The organism is Halomonas sp. QHL1, from assembly GCF_001882345.1.
GTDB lineage: Bacteria > Pseudomonadota > Gammaproteobacteria > Pseudomonadales > Halomonadaceae > Vreelandella.
Window position 1 is genome coordinate 572,192 of record NZ_MINL01000001.1, and the last position, 17,808, is coordinate 589,999.

At 50.5% G+C, this 17,808-nt stretch carries 15 protein-coding genes, 1 tRNA gene and 2 pseudogenes; 6 read left to right on the top strand and 12 right to left on the bottom strand.

Annotated features, from left to right (window positions below):
• Window positions 1-11: 11 nt before the first annotated feature.
• Both QHL1GM_RS02570 and QHL1GM_RS02575 read right to left on the bottom strand, forming a co-directional pair.
• Window positions 12-1,220, bottom strand: coding sequence for an MFS transporter (locus QHL1GM_RS02570; protein ID WP_071693082.1), 1,209 nt, complete (start codon window positions 1,218-1,220; stop codon window positions 12-14).
• Between the two features lie 58 nt (window positions 1,221-1,278).
• On the bottom strand, window positions 1,279-2,676 hold the full coding sequence (locus QHL1GM_RS02575) for a GntP family permease (RefSeq protein WP_071693083.1): 1,398 nt from the start codon (window positions 2,674-2,676) through the stop codon (window positions 1,279-1,281).
• A gap of 206 nt (window positions 2,677-2,882) precedes the next feature.
• Between QHL1GM_RS02575 and QHL1GM_RS02580 the strand changes: the two genes are divergently transcribed.
• Window positions 2,883-4,232: a Na+/H+ antiporter family protein gene (locus QHL1GM_RS02580; protein ID WP_071693084.1), complete on the top strand. Its 1,350-nt coding sequence runs from the start codon at window positions 2,883-2,885 to the stop codon at window positions 4,230-4,232.
• A gap of 65 nt (window positions 4,233-4,297) precedes the next feature.
• Here QHL1GM_RS02580 and QHL1GM_RS02585 read toward each other — a convergent pair whose 3' ends face one another.
• The 4 genes from QHL1GM_RS02585 to QHL1GM_RS02600 all read right to left on the bottom strand — a co-directional run bounded on the left by QHL1GM_RS02585 (window position 4,298) and on the right by QHL1GM_RS02600 (window position 7,964).
• Window positions 4,298-5,032 (bottom strand): RNA methyltransferase, encoded by a 735-nt coding sequence (locus QHL1GM_RS02585; protein ID WP_071693085.1) that lies wholly within the window; start codon window positions 5,030-5,032, stop codon window positions 4,298-4,300.
• A 191-nt stretch (window positions 5,033-5,223) separates the two neighbouring features.
• On the bottom strand, window positions 5,224-6,867 hold the full coding sequence (gene groL / locus QHL1GM_RS02590; protein WP_035578979.1) for a chaperonin GroEL: 1,644 nt from the start codon (window positions 6,865-6,867) through the stop codon (window positions 5,224-5,226).
• An 83-nt stretch (window positions 6,868-6,950) separates the two neighbouring features.
• Window positions 6,951-7,244, bottom strand: a complete 294-nt coding sequence (locus QHL1GM_RS02595) for a co-chaperone GroES (protein ID WP_008956441.1) — start codon at window positions 7,242-7,244, stop codon at window positions 6,951-6,953.
• Window positions 7,245-7,478: 234 nt separating this feature from the next.
• A complete protein-coding gene (locus tag QHL1GM_RS02600) occupies window positions 7,479-7,964 on the bottom strand; it encodes an FxsA family protein (RefSeq protein ID WP_071693086.1) in 486 nt (161 codons plus the stop codon).
• Window positions 7,965-8,145: 181 nt separating this feature from the next.
• On the opposite strand from QHL1GM_RS02600, the gene QHL1GM_RS02605 reads away from it, so the two are divergent.
• Window positions 8,146-8,907, top strand: coding sequence for an SDR family oxidoreductase (locus QHL1GM_RS02605; RefSeq protein WP_071693087.1), 762 nt, complete (start codon window positions 8,146-8,148; stop codon window positions 8,905-8,907).
• 113 nt (window positions 8,908-9,020) lie between these two features.
• On the opposite strand, the gene QHL1GM_RS02610 is transcribed toward QHL1GM_RS02605, so the two are convergent.
• From QHL1GM_RS02610 to QHL1GM_RS02620, 3 genes are all read right to left on the bottom strand, one after another.
• Window positions 9,021-10,007 (bottom strand): hypothetical protein, encoded by a 987-nt coding sequence (locus QHL1GM_RS02610; protein WP_071693088.1) that lies wholly within the window; start codon window positions 10,005-10,007, stop codon window positions 9,021-9,023.
• Between the two features lie 51 nt (window positions 10,008-10,058).
• Window positions 10,059-10,691 (bottom strand): hypothetical protein, encoded by a 633-nt coding sequence (locus QHL1GM_RS02615; protein ID WP_071693089.1) that lies wholly within the window; start codon window positions 10,689-10,691, stop codon window positions 10,059-10,061.
• Window positions 10,692-11,028: 337 nt separating this feature from the next.
• A tRNA-Leu gene (locus tag QHL1GM_RS02620) sits at window positions 11,029-11,113 on the bottom strand.
• An 83-nt stretch (window positions 11,114-11,196) separates the two neighbouring features.
• Here QHL1GM_RS02620 and QHL1GM_RS02625 point away from each other — a divergent pair.
• Both QHL1GM_RS02625 and QHL1GM_RS02630 read left to right on the top strand, forming a co-directional pair.
• Window positions 11,197-11,736 carry a ComF family protein gene (locus QHL1GM_RS02625; RefSeq protein ID WP_254795247.1) on the top strand — a complete coding sequence of 180 codons (540 nt, stop codon included), beginning with the start codon at window positions 11,197-11,199 and terminating at the stop codon, window positions 11,734-11,736.
• Window positions 11,737-11,862: 126 nt separating this feature from the next.
• Entirely contained in the window at window positions 11,863-13,434 is a 1,572-nt protein-coding gene (locus QHL1GM_RS02630; protein ID WP_175540340.1) for a hypothetical protein, read from the top strand.
• Window positions 13,435-13,608: 174 nt separating this feature from the next.
• On the opposite strand, the pseudogene QHL1GM_RS02635 reads toward QHL1GM_RS02630, so the two are convergent.
• From QHL1GM_RS02635 to QHL1GM_RS02645, 3 genes and pseudogenes are all read right to left on the bottom strand, one after another.
• A pseudogene (locus QHL1GM_RS02635) lies at window positions 13,609-14,640 on the bottom strand (IS3 family transposase); the annotation flags it as partial.
• Window positions 14,641-14,647: 7 nt separating this feature from the next.
• Window positions 14,648-14,725, bottom strand: a pseudogene (locus QHL1GM_RS19800) (hypothetical protein); the annotation flags it as partial.
• Between the two features lie 394 nt (window positions 14,726-15,119).
• Window positions 15,120-15,662: a hypothetical protein gene (locus QHL1GM_RS02645; RefSeq protein ID WP_071693092.1), complete on the bottom strand. Its 543-nt coding sequence runs from the start codon at window positions 15,660-15,662 to the stop codon at window positions 15,120-15,122.
• A 378-nt stretch (window positions 15,663-16,040) separates the two neighbouring features.
• On the opposite strand from QHL1GM_RS02645, the gene QHL1GM_RS02650 reads away from it, so the two are divergent.
• Together QHL1GM_RS02650 and QHL1GM_RS02655 are read left to right on the top strand one after the other, a co-directional pair.
• Complete coding sequence (locus QHL1GM_RS02650; protein WP_071693093.1) at window positions 16,041-16,739, top strand: ComF family protein; 699 nt, start codon at window positions 16,041-16,043, stop codon at window positions 16,737-16,739.
• A 54-nt stretch (window positions 16,740-16,793) separates the two neighbouring features.
• Window positions 16,794-17,768: a serine/threonine protein kinase gene (locus QHL1GM_RS02655; protein ID WP_071693094.1), complete on the top strand. Its 975-nt coding sequence runs from the start codon at window positions 16,794-16,796 to the stop codon at window positions 17,766-17,768.
• Window positions 17,769-17,808 lie beyond the last annotated feature (40 nt).

Consider the following 17,808-nt stretch of genomic DNA (forward strand, 5'->3'; position numbering starts at 1 on the left):
TTTATTGATTGTCATGGGGTCACCGTTGTTGGCTGCGAGCGCTCAAGCGGCTTTTCACTGATAAACCAATGCAGAGCAGCAGCGACGACCGAGAGCACAATAGCAATTTGCCAGACCGTATTGTAGTTGCCAGTAAGGTCATAAAAATAGCCGCCCAGCCAGACGCCCATAAAGGAGCCTAGCTGGTGAAATAGAAACACGATGCCGCCGAGCATGGAGAGGTGACGAACACCAAACACGGAAGCCACAATGCCGTTAGTTAATGGCACAGTGGAGAGCCATAGCAACCCCATAGCGATACCAAATACATAAGCGCTAACAGGGCTTAACGGCAAATAAACAAATGCAGTTATCACCACGCCGCGAATCAAATAGAGCCAGGTAAGCAGCTTGGGTTTTGACCAGATGCCGCCCATCCACCCCGCGGTATAGGTGCCGACAATATTAAACAGTCCCACTAACGCTAATACCGTCGTGCCCACCTGCACCGCTAGGCCGTTATCGAATAAGTAGCCGGGGAGGTGAACGGCAATGAAAACCACCTGAAAACCGCAGACAAAGAAGCCTAAACAGAGTAGCCAGAAGCCTTTTTGGCCCGCTGCTTCGTTGAGCGTATCTTTCAGGCTTAAATCGGATGCCGTTTTGGCGAAAGGCCTATCGCGCAGCATTGCCCCCAGGGGAATGATGATGGTTGCGATAGCTGCCATCGCCATAAGCGCCGCCGCCCAGCCAAGCCACTCGAGCAAGCCAAGGGTGCCGGGCAGCATGGCGAATTGCCCGAACGAGCCTGCCGCGCTAACAATGCCCATGGCCATACTGCGTTTTTCAGGTGCCACTGCGCGGCCCACGGCGCCTAAAATGACTGAGAATGTGGTGCCAGAGAGACCAAGCCCAATCAACAGTCCGGCGCTAACTGTCATACCCAGCACCGAGGTCGAGAGACTCATAAACAGCAGCCCCAGAGCGTATAACAAGCCGCCAACCACGATAATCCTGGCCGCACCGAAGCGATCCGCCAGTGCTCCGGTAAAGGGTTGCGATAAGCCCCAAACCAGGTTTTGTAAGGCTAAAGCAAAGGCAAATACGCCACGCCCCCAGCCGAGCTCGCTGCTGAGCGGCTCCATAAAGAGCCCGAAGCCATGGCGTAACCCCATGGCCGTCGAAATAACCAGGCTTCCCAATATAATCAGCAGCAGCGAGTGGCGAAGAACGAAGGCCATGATGTTCTCTTTATTGGCAGGCTAACAGTTGGTTCACTATCGCATGCGTTGTGCGCTTTTAGAAGCTGCCAAACAGGGTCCCTAAGGTAATCACGCTGAGTAGCGCCATGATCGGCAATGCAATGGTTACCATGGCGACGTTGCCATAAGACTGACGATGGGTCAGGCCACAAATCGCCAGCAGGGTAATCACTGCACCTGAGTGGGGGAGGGTATCCATGCCACCTGCCGCCAGCGTTGCCACGCGGTGCATCAATTCAGGGTTAATGCCTGCTTCTTGTGCCATGGCTAGATACTCACTGCCCAGCGTCTCAAGGGCAATGGAGAGTCCGCCGGAAGAGGAGCCAGTGATTCCCGCCAGTACGCTCATCGCCATGGCTTCTGAAATCAAAGGGTTGCCAGGTGAAGCCGTAAGCACTGCATCGCGGATAATCGCAAAGCCCGCCAAACTGGCAATGACGGCACCGTAGCCTACCTCTGAAGCAGTGTTGAAAATCGGCAGCAGCGAGCCTAAACAGCCTTTATTGACACTCTCTTTAAGATCCAGCCAGTGCTTCCAGCGGGTAATAATCAGCCATGCAGATGCGCTGAGCAGGGCGATCAGAATGGCCCAAAGCCCGCTCTGTCCCGATGGCGATACATTTTCAAACTCCTCGCTGATAAAGCTTAAATCAAGAGCGGGAAACACACCGTAAGTGAACAGCGCATTCAAACCAATCACCATAATAATGGGTATCAGTGCCAGCCATAGCGGAAGGTGGGTGGTAGGCGCTTGTGCTTCTTCATTGGCATCTGCTTCGCGCTCAGTATGTTGGCCGTACCCTTCACCATTAGAGGCCGCTTTTTTAACCCGTGACTGAAGATAGAAAGTCCCCAGCCCAAGCATAATCAGCCCAGCGATAATACCGAGACCAGGTGCTGCAAAGCTGTTGGTTTCATAATAAGGAATAGGAATCGCGTTCTGTATCGAAGGTGTTCCCGGTAGGGCTGTCATGGTGAAGGTGAAAGAGCCAAGCGCAATGGACGCCGGAATTAGCCGTTTGGGCACATTGGCGCTGCGAAAAAGTTCACGGCTGATCGGATAAATGGCAAAAGCAACGACAAACAGCGATACGCCGCCATAGGTGAGCACCGCACAGGCCATGACGACGGTGAGCACAACATGGTGAGTGCCGAGCTTTTTGACAATCCCGTTGGCAATCGATTGGGCAGCACCGGAATCGGCCATTAACTGCCCAAACAGGGCGCCCAACAGAAACAGCGGGAAGAACTGGATCACGTAGTTGCCCAGCGCGCTCATAAAGGTATCGGTGTAGATCGGCAATAAAAAGGCGGCATCGCCAGACAACAGCACCGCCAAACACGCCATAAGAGGAGCCAGCAGCAGCACTGAAATGCCGCGATAGGCGAGGAACATTAATAAAAGCAGTGAAGTGACAATCGCAACTATGCTCATGCGAGCTCCTAAGCAAACCGTAAAGTAGCCGACGCTGAATTTAAGCGGAAGAGCGATGTTAGGTAGTATGGTGCAATGCAACAACGGTGTCGCGACTAAAGTAGCAATACTTGAAGCTGGAACCGTAGCCTTAGGTTTACCTGTTTAATCTGCTAAAATCCGCCCCCTTCGCCGTTAATGACCTTTCAATTGCTCTAGGAAACTTCATGAATGCAGTAATTCTTGCGGTGCTTGTGATGGTGGCGCTATCACTGGCGCGTGTCTCGGTGGTATTTGCTTTAGTGGTGGGCGCTCTAGTCGGTGGTTTAGTGGGTGGGTTGTCACTAGAACAAACGCTGGACGCCTTTAATGAAGGCGTTGGCGGCGGGGCCCAGGTGGCGCTGGCCTACGCCACCTTGGGGGCCTTTGCGGTGGCGATCTCCCGCTCTGGGCTACCGGATATGCTGGCTAATCGTTTGATTACGCTGCTGGGGAAAGAAGAGGCCACCGTTGCGCACCAGGCGCGGGTCAAAATGCTGTTGCTAACGGCTGTGTTGTTGGTGGCTATCTCTTCTCAGAACGCTATCCCGGTACATATTGCCTTTATACCGGTGCTGATTCCGCCGCTGTTAACCGTGATGAACCGCTTGAAGCTGGATCGTCGTGCGGTCGCCTGTGCGCTCACCTTTGGTTTAACGGCCCCTTACATGCTGCTGCCGGTAGGGTTTGGGGCAATCTTTCTAAACGATATTCTCTTGGCCAACTTAAATAGCGCTGGGGAGCCGCTAGGTTTAGAGATTACTCGGGGCATGGTACCGATGGCCATGGCTATCCCGGTAGGCGGCATGGCGCTAGGGCTAATCGTTGCGCTGCTATGGAGTTACCGCCGCCCACGTGAATACCAAGCCGAAGATATCGCTAACGCCAACGTTACCGCAGGCCATACGCCTGCCAAGCCGCATATGCTGGGGCTTGTTATGTCGGGGGTGGCGATCGTCGCAGCACTCGGTCTCCAGCTTTATAGCGGTTCAATGATACTGGGTGGTTTGGTAGGGATTGGTCTGCTTTCAATGGGCGGCATCTTTAAGTGGCGCGAAGCAGACGATCTGTTTACCAGCGGTATGCGCATGATGGCGCTGATCGGTTTTATCATGATCTCCGCGGCGGGATTTGCAGAGGTAATGAAAACCACCGGTGAAATTGATGCTCTGGTGTCAGGAGCCTTTGCGCTATTTGGCGATAACCGCGGCTTAGCAGCGCTGGTAATGCTGCTGGTAGGGTTATTTATTACGCTGGGTATCGGCTCATCGTTCTCAACGATACCGATTATTGCCGCGATCTTCGTGCCTTTAGCGGTACAGTTTGGCTTTTCGCCCATGGCCACGGTGGTGCTGGTGGGCACGGCAGCGGCATTGGGCGATGCTGGCTCGCCCGCCTCTGACTCTACCTTGGGGCCAACATCTGGCCTTAACGTTGACCGTCAGCACGATCATATGTGGGACAGCGTGGTGCCGACGTTTCTCCACTACAACATTCCGTTAGTAGGCTTTGGCTGGCTAGCGGCAATGATGCTCTAAAAGCTCTATCTTCAAGCTTAAAAGGGACAACGCTGTTGTCCCTTTTTTTATCGCTATTCAGTACTTCACTGTTTAGGCAGATGGCTTTCAAACGCGCTTAATAGCCCTCGCAGAAGCGAAAGCTCTTTGCGGCTGGGTTGGGCGCGGGCGAAGAGGGCTTGAAGCTGCTCTTCAGTGCGGGCATGTGGCTGGGTTAAAAAGCCGCTCTCCTGCATTAAGCGACCCAGATGCGCTTGAAAGTGTAAGAACTGTTCGCGGCTGGGCGGCGTTGCCTCCAGCGGGCGCTGATAAGCAAAGCCGCTCTTCTCTCCTTTACGCCAGGCGCGGTGCACTTCATAAGCCAGTATCTGAACCGCCTGGGATAAATTTAGAATGCCGTAATCAGGGTTGGCGGGAATGCTAACTTGGTGCGTGCAGCAGCGAATTTCATCGTTAGTTAGCCCGGAACGTTCGCGCCCAAACACCAGTGCCACTGGCGCCGTTTGTGCGTTCTGAATGACGTCTGCCGCCATCTCATCGGGTTCGTCAAAGTGGGGCAAGGGCAGGCTGCGTAAGCGCGCGCTGGCACCGACTACCTGAACGCAATCGTTAACGGCTTCCTCCAGCGAGTTAACTACACGAGCACTCTCTAAGACATCGGTTGCGCCCGCCGCTAGCCGAGTCGCCTCTTCATCGGGGAACATGCGTGGATTAACTAGCACCAGCTCGGTTAAGCCCATGGTTTTCATGGCCCGTGCCGCAGCGCCGATATTGCCGGGGTGGAAGGTCTGAACGAGAACGATACGAATATGCTGCAACATGCGCTGGTTTTGCCCTATAGCCTTATAAAAATCGCGCTGATAGTACCACGTTCGCTCTACGCGATGGGGCCGCAGATATTGGGTTGCAATGAATCTAGTGACCTTTCAAAACGCAACAACCCCGCACAGGGCGGGGTTGTTGGTGACTGCTTTAACAGCTAGCAGTCTTGAGCAGAGGGCTCAGGGGTGCATTACATCATGCCGCCCATGCCACCCATTCCGCCCATGCCACCCATATCAGGGGCAGAGTCTTTCTCTTCCGGGTCTTCTGCGATCATGCACTCGGTGGTGATCATCAGACCAGCAACAGAACCAGCAGACTGCAGCGCAGTACGGGTTACTTTGGCCGGATCTAGAACGCCCATTTCGAACAGATCGCCGTACTCGCCGGTCTGTGCGTTGTAACCGAAGTTGCCGGTTTCGTCTTTCACACGGTTGATAACAACGGCAGGCTCTTCACCAGCGTTAGCAACGATCTGACGCAGCGGTGACTGCATAGCGCGTAGCGCCATGTTGATACCGTGGTTCTGGTCTTCGTTGTCGCCAGTCAATCCTTGTACTTTCGCCATAACGCGAACCAGTGCGGTACCGCCACCAGGTACTACGCCTTCTTCAACGGCTGCACGAGTAGAATGCAGAGCGTCTTCAACGCGGGCTTTCTTCTCTTTCATTTCTACTTCGGTAGCAGCACCGACGCGGATAACGGCAACACCGCCTGCCAGTTTGGCAACGCGCTCTTGCAGCTTCTCTTTGTCGTAGTCAGAAGAGGTGTCTTCGATTTGCGCGCGGATCTGGTTAACGCGTGCTTCGATATCGCCTTCTGCACCAGCGCCATCGATGATGGTGGTGTTCTCTTTAGACATGGTCATGCGCTTAGCGGTACCCAGGTGATCCAGGTTCGCTTGTTCAAGCGTCAGGCCTACTTCTTCAGAGATGACCGTACCGTTGGTCAGGATAGCGATATCCTGCAGCATGGATTTACGACGGTCACCGAAACCAGGCGCTTTAGCAGCGGCTACTTTAACGATACCGCGCATGTTGTTAACAACCAGCGTTGCCAGTGCTTCGCCTTCGATATCTTCCGCGATGATGGCTAGCGGCTTGCCTTGTTTAGCAACGGCTTCGAGAACCGGCAGCAGCTCACGGATGTTGGAGATCTTTTTATCCACTAACAGGATGTAAGGATCTTCCAGTTCAACCGTCATGGTGTCCTGGTTGGTAACGAAGTAAGGAGACAGGTAGCCGCGATCAAACTGCATACCTTCAACAACTTCCAGTTCGTCTTCAAAGCCACGGCCTTCATCAACAGTGATGACGCCTTCTTTGCCAACTTTTTCCATCGCTTCGGCGATGATTTCACCGATGCGCTTGTCACCGTTCGCAGAGATAGTACCTACCTGAGCAATCGACTTGGTGTCGGTGCAGGGGACAGACATTGCTTTGATTTCTTTGACGGCAGCGTTAACGGCTTGGTCGATACCGCGCTTAAGATCCATCGGGTTCATGCCCGCTGTTACGCCTTTCAGGCCTTCAGCAATAATGGCCTGGGCCAGAACAGTAGCGGTAGTGGTACCGTCACCTGCAGCGTCAGAAGTCTGTGAAGCGACTTCTTTAACCATCTGGGCGCCCATGTTTTCGAACTTGTCTTTCAGTTCGATCTCTTTGGCGACAGAAACACCGTCTTTAGTAACGGTGGGGGAGCCGAAGGATTTCTCCAGCACCACGTTACGGCCTTTCGGGCCGAGGGTAACTTTTACCGCGTTGGCGAGAACGTCAACGCCGCGGGCCATACGTTTACGGGCATCATCTGAAAACTTAACTTGTTTAGCTGACATATCTGCTACTTCCTAAATTGAATGCAAAAACGTGAAAGTAATGATTCGAGCCGCTCACTAAAAATTGTGAGCAACAGTGATTATTAGCCTTCAACAACCGCAAGAATATCGGCTTCGCTCATGATCAAGACTTCTTCGCCGTCGACTTTTTGTTTCTCGACGCCATAGCCATCTTTAAAGATCACGTTATCGCCAACTTTAACGTCTAGCGGACGGACATCGCCATTTTCCAGAATGCGGCCATTACCGACGGCGAGGATTTCGCCACGCGTCGGCTTTTCTGCTGCATTGCCCGGAAGCACGATGCCGCCTGCAGTTTTCTGCTCTTCTTCAACGCGACGGACGATGACACGATCGTGCAAAGGACGGATATTCATTCACGTTCTCCTGAGTATGGTTGAAGCCCTGATGAGGGCGGTTCGCTTAAAAGTGTTCTCGAGGGAGTAACCCGCGAGAAATGAAGACCTCACGATCTTCCTTGTTAATGGCAGCTACCGTTTAGATCGCTGCCGAATTTGTCTGCTGGATGAAAAATGGGGGCTGCGGATGGCCTTTCAAGGGGGCGAGTAATAAAAAATTGCTTTTCCGCTACTTTTCTTCCGGAGGAAACCTTAGCGACGGCGCGGGGGCTCATCTCGACTAATAAAATCCCCCTCAATCGGACCATTCTGTTGCGAAGACTGGTTGTTTTGAAATTCATCGGGTCGAGCTGATGAAGCGCTGGGGCCTTGCTGTTGACCGGCAATTTTTTTAAGCCCCAGCCAAGTGAGTGCTTTGAACATCAGCTGCCGCGCGCTGGGGATCAAGCATGCCAAGCCTAGTGCATCAGACAAAAAGCCGGGGGCCATTAATAAGGCACCGCCGAAGATGAGTGCAGCGCCAGTTAATAGCTCGCTGGAGGGAATTTCACCGGCCTGCATGCGCTGGCGCGCCCGCGCAAAAGTGGACACACCTTCTTTGCGAATTAAGTGTAGCCCGACAAAACCTGTGCCGAGCACTAAGAGTAGGGTCGTGAGTAGGCCGATCTGGCTGCCAATAGAAAACAGAACCACAAAATCAAGTAGGGTAAAGAGCGATATAAAAATAAGGATAGGCATGGCTAACTCCAGAAAAAGCGACTCGATAACAGTCGTAATTGCGTAATATGGTGACATAAATATAAATAGCAAGCAGCTAACATGGCGTATTCCAGCGGTGATGTAGCTCGATTTATGTCAATAATTCTTCTATGCTGCAATGCACAATGAAGCTGATTTAATCTGTCGTAGGGAGCCACGAATGAAACTTAACGATAAAGTAATTGCAGTCACAGGTGGGGCGCGTGGGTTGGGTTATGCCATGGCGCTGCGTTTGGGCAAGCAAGGCGCACGCATGGCGCTACTAGATATGAGCGCTGAAGCGCTTGATCAGGCAGTGTCGCAACTTTCCGCTGAAGGTGTCGATGCCCAGGCGTTTGTGGTGAACGTCGCCGAAGAAGCCTCCGTGACTCAGGCGTTCGCGGATATCGCGCAGCGGATGGGGCCGGTCAGTGGCTGTGTCAATAATGCGGGTATTACCCAGGATGCGCTGCTGGTAAAGGCCAAAGAAGGTCAAGTGGAAAAACGCATGTCCTTAGACGCTTGGCAGAAAGTTATTAATGTCAATTTAACCGGCGTTTTCCTCTGTGGTCGCGAAGCCGCCACTCAAATGATTGAAGCCGGGCATGAAGGCGTGATCGTCAATATCTCCAGCATTTCCCGGGCGGGCAATATGGGACAAAGCAACTATGCTGCCGCAAAAGCGGGCGTGCACGCGTTGACGGTTACCTGGAGCCAGGAGTTGGCACGCTATGGTATTCGTACCGGCACCGTAGCGCCTGGGTTTGTAGCTACCGAAATGACCGCTGCGATGCGCCCCGATATGTTGGAGCGTATCTCGTCAAGCGTGCCGTTAAAGCGTTTGGGTGAGCCTGATAATATTGCCCAAAGCGTCGCCTTTATTATTGAGAACGACTACTTCACCGGGCGCATCATTGAGTGCGATGGCGGTTTGCGGCTATAGCTTATTGCCGTGGTAATACATAGATTTGTTATTACACAGGCTTGCTATATAGATGGGCGGCCCTATATGGCCGCCTACGGTGCTTGTGTAGATTAGGCGCGTGTACCTAAGGCTTAAAAGTAGTCGCGGCTAATCGTGCGCTGAAAGTACATCTCAAGGCGCAGCGTCATCGCCCAGCGTGGGTCGTAGCTAACCTCGCGCTGGAAGTGCAGCTCCGGAATCACATCGGCGAATAAAATACCTTTATGAATATCGCGGCGGTAGCGGGTTTGCAGATAGTAATTGGTCATGCGTGGATTGGAAGCGCTTTCACCGATGGCTATCGCCGAGTAACGCAGTGCGCTGCGCCGGTTAATACGATGATTGAGTTCGGCAATTTCACTGTACTCCAGTTTGTCTTCCTCCTCGCGCCACTGAACGGTAGTGATAAAGCGCAAGTGACGGCTGTCACTCAAAGGCCGACCGACATCCCAACGTGTGCGCGCTGAGTAACCTTCATTGTTGAACCATGAAACGCGGTTATTCGACTCAAGCTGCCACGGCCCTTCACCCAGTTGCCACAGGCGCTCGCTGGTAAAACGCACGTAAGGGTCAAGAGGGAGACGCAGGCGAACACCGGCACCCACTCGATTGCTCCAGTTGTCGCGTTTATCGCGGCTTTCTAACCAATTCAGACCTAGCGTAGAACTTCTCCGATCACGTTGGTCATTGGCAAGGCGTCCAGAGCCTTGCTCTTCTAGGGTGCCTTGGGACTCTTCCGGGTCACTCTCGATTATCAGCCGCAGACGGTCTTCCGAAGTAGGTAGATCAATACGGTAGCGAAGTGATGTGTCGCCGCGTGTGCCATCACCCTCCATCCAATCGATTTCCTGGCCTAACCGTAGATAGGACTCGTTGTCGACCTGCATATGGTCGTCGGTGCCAAAGAATCCATCGATATTGCGCGACGTGCTATCCACCCAGTTGCCTACGCTTTCACGAAACGGCTCTATGCGCTCTTCCGCCCACTCGGGTAAGTCACTATCTTCCTCTTCGGCATACACATTAGTCGATACCGTAGTAAGTATGCCAAGCCAGCAGAGGGTGAACAGTTTATGCATCGTCGATAGTCTCGGTAATGTGGCGCGTTGCCGCTTAGCAATAGTGTAGATTCAGCGTGCTTTGTGAGTTTCGATCTCTTTTGCCCACTCCAATACACGCTTTCGTTGGCCGCGACTATTGAGTCGATCCGTATCGACACTCGCGGGGATAAGCTGGTGATTGGGTGAGGCGTTTAGGTCAAGATTAAAGGCTCGCGAAGCACCCGTGGGCATATCCTCGGATCCGTAAATGGCGATAACGCGAATTTCAAGCTGGATATTCTGCTCTTGTAGCAGGTTATCTTCGATCTCCCAATACTCTTTCACTTGATTCACAATGTCGCCAAACGATTGAATGTTGAGGTAATCCCCGGAAGCTAGCGGGCCTTGATGGGTCCGGTATTTGGCTTCTTGTTCTTGTTCGCCCCTATGCTGCTGGTACTCCACCACGTCCAGGGAGTAACTGCGATGCTGGGTATGCAGTACTGCGACTAGGTGCTGAACATAGATGGCTTCACTACTCATATTGCTGATTAAGCAGATAGCATCCACACCAGTACCCCTGCCGCGATTAATTATCACGCGAGGGCGACGCTGCCGCACATAGCCGTTATAGAGCAGCTGGGCATAAAATACCCATACAAAGAGCGTACATATGCTCGCTACGGCCGAAATTGCTTGAGCGTTATCGTTGAGCCATTCCATTATGTGAGATCCTTCTCATCTTTATTGGCGATGATCCCTGAAGCGGGCTTTTGGTGATAGCCATTGAGGGAGATTATGTAGAATTATTTAACAATAGAGACTAGCGGAAAAGCGGGGGCAAGTCAGCCAAATCGGGCTTTGATAGAGGTAGTGTTACGTAATAAATAGCAGACACACAAAAAAATGGCATTGAGCCATTGAGTGGTTTTCAAAGTACGTGTAAGTGTTTTGCAAAAAATGCTTATCAAAAAGCTATCTGGTTAGCGTCGAACAAAGCTATTTGGATACTATTTGAAAGATAAGGGGTTGTGCTAACTATTTGAAACTAAAAAGTAATTGGTGCGGATGGGGAGACTCGAACTCCCACACCTTACGGCACTAGAACCTAAATCTAGCGTGTCTACCAATTCCACCACATCCGCTAAGACGAGGCGTATATTATCAACTTTGTGGTAGAAGTCAATCAATGATTTGATATTAATGCATATAGCAGTCAGGAGAGGGCATGGCTTTCAAGGTGTGGCTACAGCGGGGTGGTCAATGGATCAAACAGGCTATGCCTGGCTACTGTGCATTTTGTTTGGCACCGGCATCGGCGGGGCGCGGGTGGTGCGCAACCTGTTTAGGCGAGCTGCCTTGGAACCTACAGCCCTGCCGCCAATGCGCTGACCCTGTTGCCCATGGCGATAGCTTGTGTGGTCACTGCTTAATTGACCCCTCGGCATTTTCGACCACCCAGGCGGGGCTGCTGTATCAAGAGCCAATCAAACAGCTGGTGCATGATTTTAAATTTCAAGCTTCTCCACGGTCGGGCACGTTATTGGCTGAACTAATGCTGTTAACTCCGCCGGCGACCCAGGTTGACGCACTCTTGTCGGTGCCTATGACCGCTACCCATGCTCGAGCACGTGGGTTTAATCAATCGTACTGGTTGGCCGAAAGTCTCAGCAGTCAGCTTGGGGTCCCAGTGGTGTCTGCCAGATGGATAAAGGATTCCCCGTCCCAGCGCACGTTGAATCGCCGCTACCGGCGAATGTCGTCATAGTGGATGACGTGATGTCCACAACCTAAGGGGCAGCTCTCTTCAATCCTTGTTTAGCCCTTCCGATACCTCCTTGCCGTGTTTACTTGATAGCCATATTTTTTTGAGCCATGCCTAATACAACGTAGAATGGTTGAAGGCATTGGGGAGGTGGATATGGCAAGAAAAAAAGAGGATGAATTTAAGCAGAAGGTGAAGGATGCATTGAGCCGTAGGGTGGCTCAACGTTGCTCTAACCCAGATTGTCGTGTACCTACCGCAGCTCCAGGTGAAACCGAATTGAAGGTTAATAATGTTGGGGTGGCGGCACATATCCATGCGGCTTCACCAGGCGGGCCTCGCTATGATCCAACTATGTCTCCGAGTGAGCGAAGCTCAATCTCAAATGCTATTTGGCTTTGCTCAATTTGTTCCATAAAAATTGATTTGGATGAAGCTCGATATACGGCACCTTTGCTTAGAGAATGGAAGAGAGCAGCTGAGGATACAGCTACAAGAGAGCAGGGCACAAAGCTCCCTTCTGACGAAGATGCAATAAATCTAACAACAATGGCTTTGACTGGTCATCCTCAAAAGCTTTTGACCAAAGGTATACAAAACGTTCACACAGCCACTGCCAGAGCAATAGAACAAAAAGACCCAAGGTTTGAAGTAATTACTCAGTATAAAGATGGACAAACTATTTTTGAATATCGTGCGAAGGAGGACGTTACCTTCACTTTTAACGTAAAGGGAAACGAAGAGGTAGAGAGTATAAGGAGGATGTTGGAAGAAGGACAAGATGCTAAGTTGCCAGCAAAACATGTTGATATCATTGGTGATGGTTTCCCTAATGTCTCGCCAGATAGAAACAGCCACATACAAATAAAAAAAGACGGTATCGAAGCAATACACAGGATATGGTTAGTTGATTCGGAAACTAAGATAACAGAACAGTTTAATGATGTGCATGGAAAGGCATATTTTGGGACAAAAGCTATGAGGTTTGAAGGAGTGGCTTGTGCTGGACTTTTTTCAATGAGTTACTCACGTCCTCTATCCCTTTTAAAAGAAGATTCTAATTTCAACTTGTCTGTGAATTTTTCCCGCTGGAACGGCAAGAATATTAAAGAGCTTCCCTTTTTTAATAAGATAAAAAACTTTTTTGACTCTATATTTAATGGGGCCGTATTTCATACGTCCCTTGAAATAGACGGTGATGTTGCTTTTAAAGCAAATACAGATAAAATAAAAGGATCACCTGGGTTCTACTATTTCGATAGTGCTCTTCTTTTTATTAAAAATGCCAGAATTATATCGAATAAGCTGGATAGAGAAATCATTTATGATAGCGGATTTACATATACTGAAGAAGAAGCTATTGCAGTTTACGATGCGGCAAATACCCTTAATGGTAAATTAGTTGTTAACGAAGAGGGTATAAAAGAGAATGCAAAGCTAGGTCTTACATTAAGCCAAGATGGAAAGGAGCTTGGTTCAGAGCTACTAGGCGAAAAAGCTTCTACTTTAGAGTTCACAGAGGAAGGTGGAGTGTTAAACCTTTATGGACAAGAGGTACAACTTCCTGATAAGCATGTATGCATGAAGTCAGTATATTTAAAGCCTTTAAAAAAATTAAAATCACTTAAAAAAGGGGACTTTGTTGAGTTTGAATGTGTTCCTGCTGACGGCTATGAGTATTCTTGTTTCTATACATTATAAAATTAGGGTGCTAAATGGTATATTATGCAAACACCGCATTTAACAAATTTTTGTCAGAAAGTGTGAACTTAGAACCTGGTGACACTAGAGAGGCTAGAGAGGCTAGAGAGGATAGGCAAAAAATTAAGGTCTAGAATTCAAGGGCTTGATGGTCCTGTCGACGTCACCCCATCTTCAGTAGCACCTGGGTTTAGAGTCAGAAGTAACTTTATCGTGTTTTACCACCAGTTGCTCGGCATAGGCGGAAGGCGTTAACCCTCCCAGTCCCTTCTTCGGTCTTTCCTCGTTGTATTCCCGTCGCCACGCCTCGATGATTACTCTCGCGTGTTGCAGACTGGTGAACCAGTGCTCATTCAGACATTCATCTCGAAAGCGCCCGTTGAACGATTCGATATAGGCGTTTTGATTGGGTTTGCCAGGTTCGATGAAAAACAGGGCAACACCGCGTAGATGAGCCCATAACAGCATCGCGCGCCCACAGAATTCCTTGCCATTATCCGTACGAATGGCACTAGGTAGCCCACGCAGTAAAGCCAGATGATCCAGTATCCGTGTTAAAGCCAGCCCGCCAATGGCCCGTTCAGGAACGATAGCCACGGCTTCATGAGTAGCGTCGTCAACAACGGTGAGGCTCTTGATCACGCGGCCTTCCGCCGTACGATCAAACACAAAATCCATTGACCAAAATTGGTTGGCGGCACCAGGGCGGCCAAGGGGCTTTCCCTCAGACGTCGGAACCTTCTTACGCTTGCGTCGTTTTACCTGTAACTGAGCCGCCGTGTAGAGACGCTCTACGCGCTTATGATTGACCTGTTCACCCGCTTGACGCAGCTTCAAGTAGATCATGCCAGCGCCGTAGCGACGATGCCGATGTGCCACAACAATGCGTTCACGCAATGCCTCATTGCGGTCAGGGGCCGATTGATAGGGCAATGCACTGGCACTCATACGGATGACACGGAGCGCTCGGCGCTCACTCAGGCCACGTGACACCATAAAGCGCACCACATCTCGGCGTGCAGGGGCACTCACCACTTTTTTCTCAGCGCCTCGCGAGTGACCTCCATTTCCAGTAGTGATTCGGCGAGTAGCTTTTTCAAGCGTCCATTTTCTGCTTCGAGTTCTTTGAGTCGCTTGGCATCGGGCACACTCTGCCGCCAAATTTGCTGCGCCATAGGTAGTAACTGGCTTCTGAGAAGCCGTGCCGACGGCATAGCTCCTTGATGGGCAATCCCGCTTCTGCTTCGCCCAGGAAACCAATGATCTGTTCTTCGCTGAAACGCTTCTTCATGTCCAATCTCCTTACGCATAGGATCGGACCCTAAAGTGTAACGCTACTCAATCTGGGCGTGACGTCGGGCAAAGAAAAATAATTCAGGGCAAACCATCAAAGAACTACTGATTTACGTCATGGATTCAGGTAAGCCGGAAGAATTTGTAGATAGGCTATTTGAAGCTGCTTATAGCGAGAAGAGAAAGTTCCCCCATTTTGGTATCAACCAGATATCCGAAATGACTGGTTGGGCTCGACCCGAGCTTTGTCCACCTCAAAATGGTAGAACCAGTAAGGAGCTTAGGGCTCTTGGGCATGATATTAAGATTCACTAATTGCTAGAAGATGCTCCATACTTGTTAAAAAGCCAGTCATTCTTGACTGACTTTCTTGTAAAATATTTCAGTTTTGTTTATATTTTGTTTATTTCTTCAATAACAAGTCTTATGTTTTCAGCATAACTTTTTTCTGCGGCTTCTCTTTGAGTTATATTGTAAGGCATAAGCGGGTTGTTATTTTTTATAACCACCTCACTTTCTATTGTCTTGGAGAAGAGAGTGTTGCCATTAGGTTGTTTTAGAGTATATTCGATTTTTATTTTTCTACTTTTCTCACCTAAACTAGATTCAAACCAGTCTGACCAGTCACCGCTATCTATTAACTTGGCATCTAAGTTATAGCCTTCTCCATAGAGGTTTACATTTTTTAGACTTAACTCCAATGCCTCTTTAAAGCTTTTATCACTAAAGTTTGGAGCTAATCTGCCGCCATAAGTGAAATGACCTGTGCCAGGGAAGTCCGAAACTTCACCGACAGATATAGAGTCTCTAAATTTGTCATTCTGGATAGTATAATCATCTCCATTGTAAACAACATTTTCACTTCGTGGCTCGCCGGTTATTGCACAACCAGAAAGGAACACCATCCCTACAATAGCTACTGCTAACTTGATCATCCCTTATTCCCTTTGTTTATATGCGTATAGTTTTTTGTTCCCTTGGCTCTTTGGCCTCAAGGTGGGATTTAGATTAAGTGAATGTTCTTTTTTGATCAACTTTACTTAAGTTGATGATATCCTTTCTTGATTACCGAAAATATTGCCTTGAGAATGGGGAATTATGACGTTTTTATTTTCTATAATCGGTAAATCTATTAAAAATCAATACTTTAAATGCATGTGATGCCAGTGGTGATTCTCGATTTCCTAAGTTGTTACTTAGGTATTGCAACGTTGGAATTATCAATATTTCTTTTTAGAATCAGTAAAATAAGTACGGGCCACTTGCGCTGTAATTGGTGTAATGTCCGCTATACCTAAGAGGGCACTGAAAAGATGCATCAATGGGGCTATTGCATTAATCGATGGCTCAAGCGCAGTTTGCCTGGCTATTGCGCATTTTGTTTGGCACCGGCATTGGCGGGGGGCGGGTGGTGCGCAACCTGTTTAGGTGAGCTGCCTTGGAACCTACAGCCCTGCCACCAATGCGCTGACCCTGTTTCCCATGGCGCCAGCTTGTGTGGTCACTGCTTAATTGAACCGCCGGCATTTTCGACCACCCAGGCGGGACTGCTGTATCAAGAGCCAATTAAACAGCTGGTGCATGATTTTAAATTTCAAGCTTCTCCGCGGGCGGGCACGCTATTGGCTGAACTAATGCTGCTAACCCCGCCGATGACCCAAGGCGACGCACTCTTGTCGGTGCCTATGACCGCTACCCATGCTCGAGCACGTGGGTTTAATCAATCGTACTGGTTGGCCGAAAGGCTTAGCCGCCAGCTTGGGGTGCCAGTGGTGACTGCCAAACGAGTAAAGGATTCCGCCTCCCAGCGCACGTTGAATCGCCGCCAACGTGCGGCCAACCTAGCGGGCGCCTTTGTAATTGAATCGCCGCTACCGGCGCATGTCGTCATAGTGGATGACGTGGTCACTACGGGCTCTACAGGCCACGCATTGGCACGTGCCGCGCTGGATGCAGGCGCCAGTCGTGTCGATATTTGGTCGGCTGCGCGGACACCGTTAGGTAAGGATTGATAGACTAGGCCTTTCGCTTACTCAATAGCGCTATCGCCAACCCAGGAGTGGCCTATGTCACACCCGTTTAGCTCTCTTTCGCCTGATTTAGTGATGTCTGCAGTTGAATCGCTGGATATTTGGCCTGCGGGCGAGCCTTTTGCGCTAAATAGCTATGAAAACCGTGTGCTGCTATTCCGTGATGACGATGGCAAAAACTGGATCGTTAAATTTTATCGGCCTGACCGCTGGTCAGATAGTGCGATTCAGGAGGAGCACGATTTTCTGCAGGAGCTGGTAGATCAACAGGTGCCGGTCGTTGCCCCTTGGCGTGATAAGGCGGGTACGTCTTTGCACTATTTTAAAACCTTTCGGTTTACGCTGTTTCCCCACTGCCCCGGCCAGGCGCCGGAGCTGGATAACCCATCGCACCTGTTTGCCATGGGGGAGTTGCTGGGTCGGTTGCACCAGGTATCAGCTAAGAAAGCCTTTCAGCACCGCCCTCGTCTAGAAATGGCGGGCGGTATTCTGGATGCTCAGCAGCGCGTGTTGGCCAGCGATTGGATGAGTCCTCATCAGCGACGGGCTTATGACCGTGTGATCGAAAAGGTGCACCAGCAGTTTATAAAACATAATGTGCCCGCCAGTAGCATGATTCGCTGCCATGGCGACTGCCATTTAGGCAATGTGCTGGGGCGGGACGAGCAGTTTACGCTGGTCGATTTTGACGACTGCACCATGGCACCCGCCATGCAGGATATCTGGATGCTACTGCCGACCGATGACCCGCAGGGGTGGCGTTCGCAGTTAAGCGAAATTACCGAAGGGTATGAAGAGACGTGCCCATTTCCCACCGAGCAGATGTCACTTATCGAGCCGCTTAGAAGCTATCGGCTGATCAGGCACTCAGCGTGGCTGGTATCGCGTTGGGATGATCCCGCTTTTCCTCGGGCGTTTCCCTGGCTGGCGGATAGCGGCTATTGGGATCAGCATATCCGCCAATTAGAGCAGCAGTGCCTTCAGTTAGAGAACCAACGCTGGCTGGCGTAATGAGCGTTACAGGTAACCACTGACTTTTTATAGCGATATT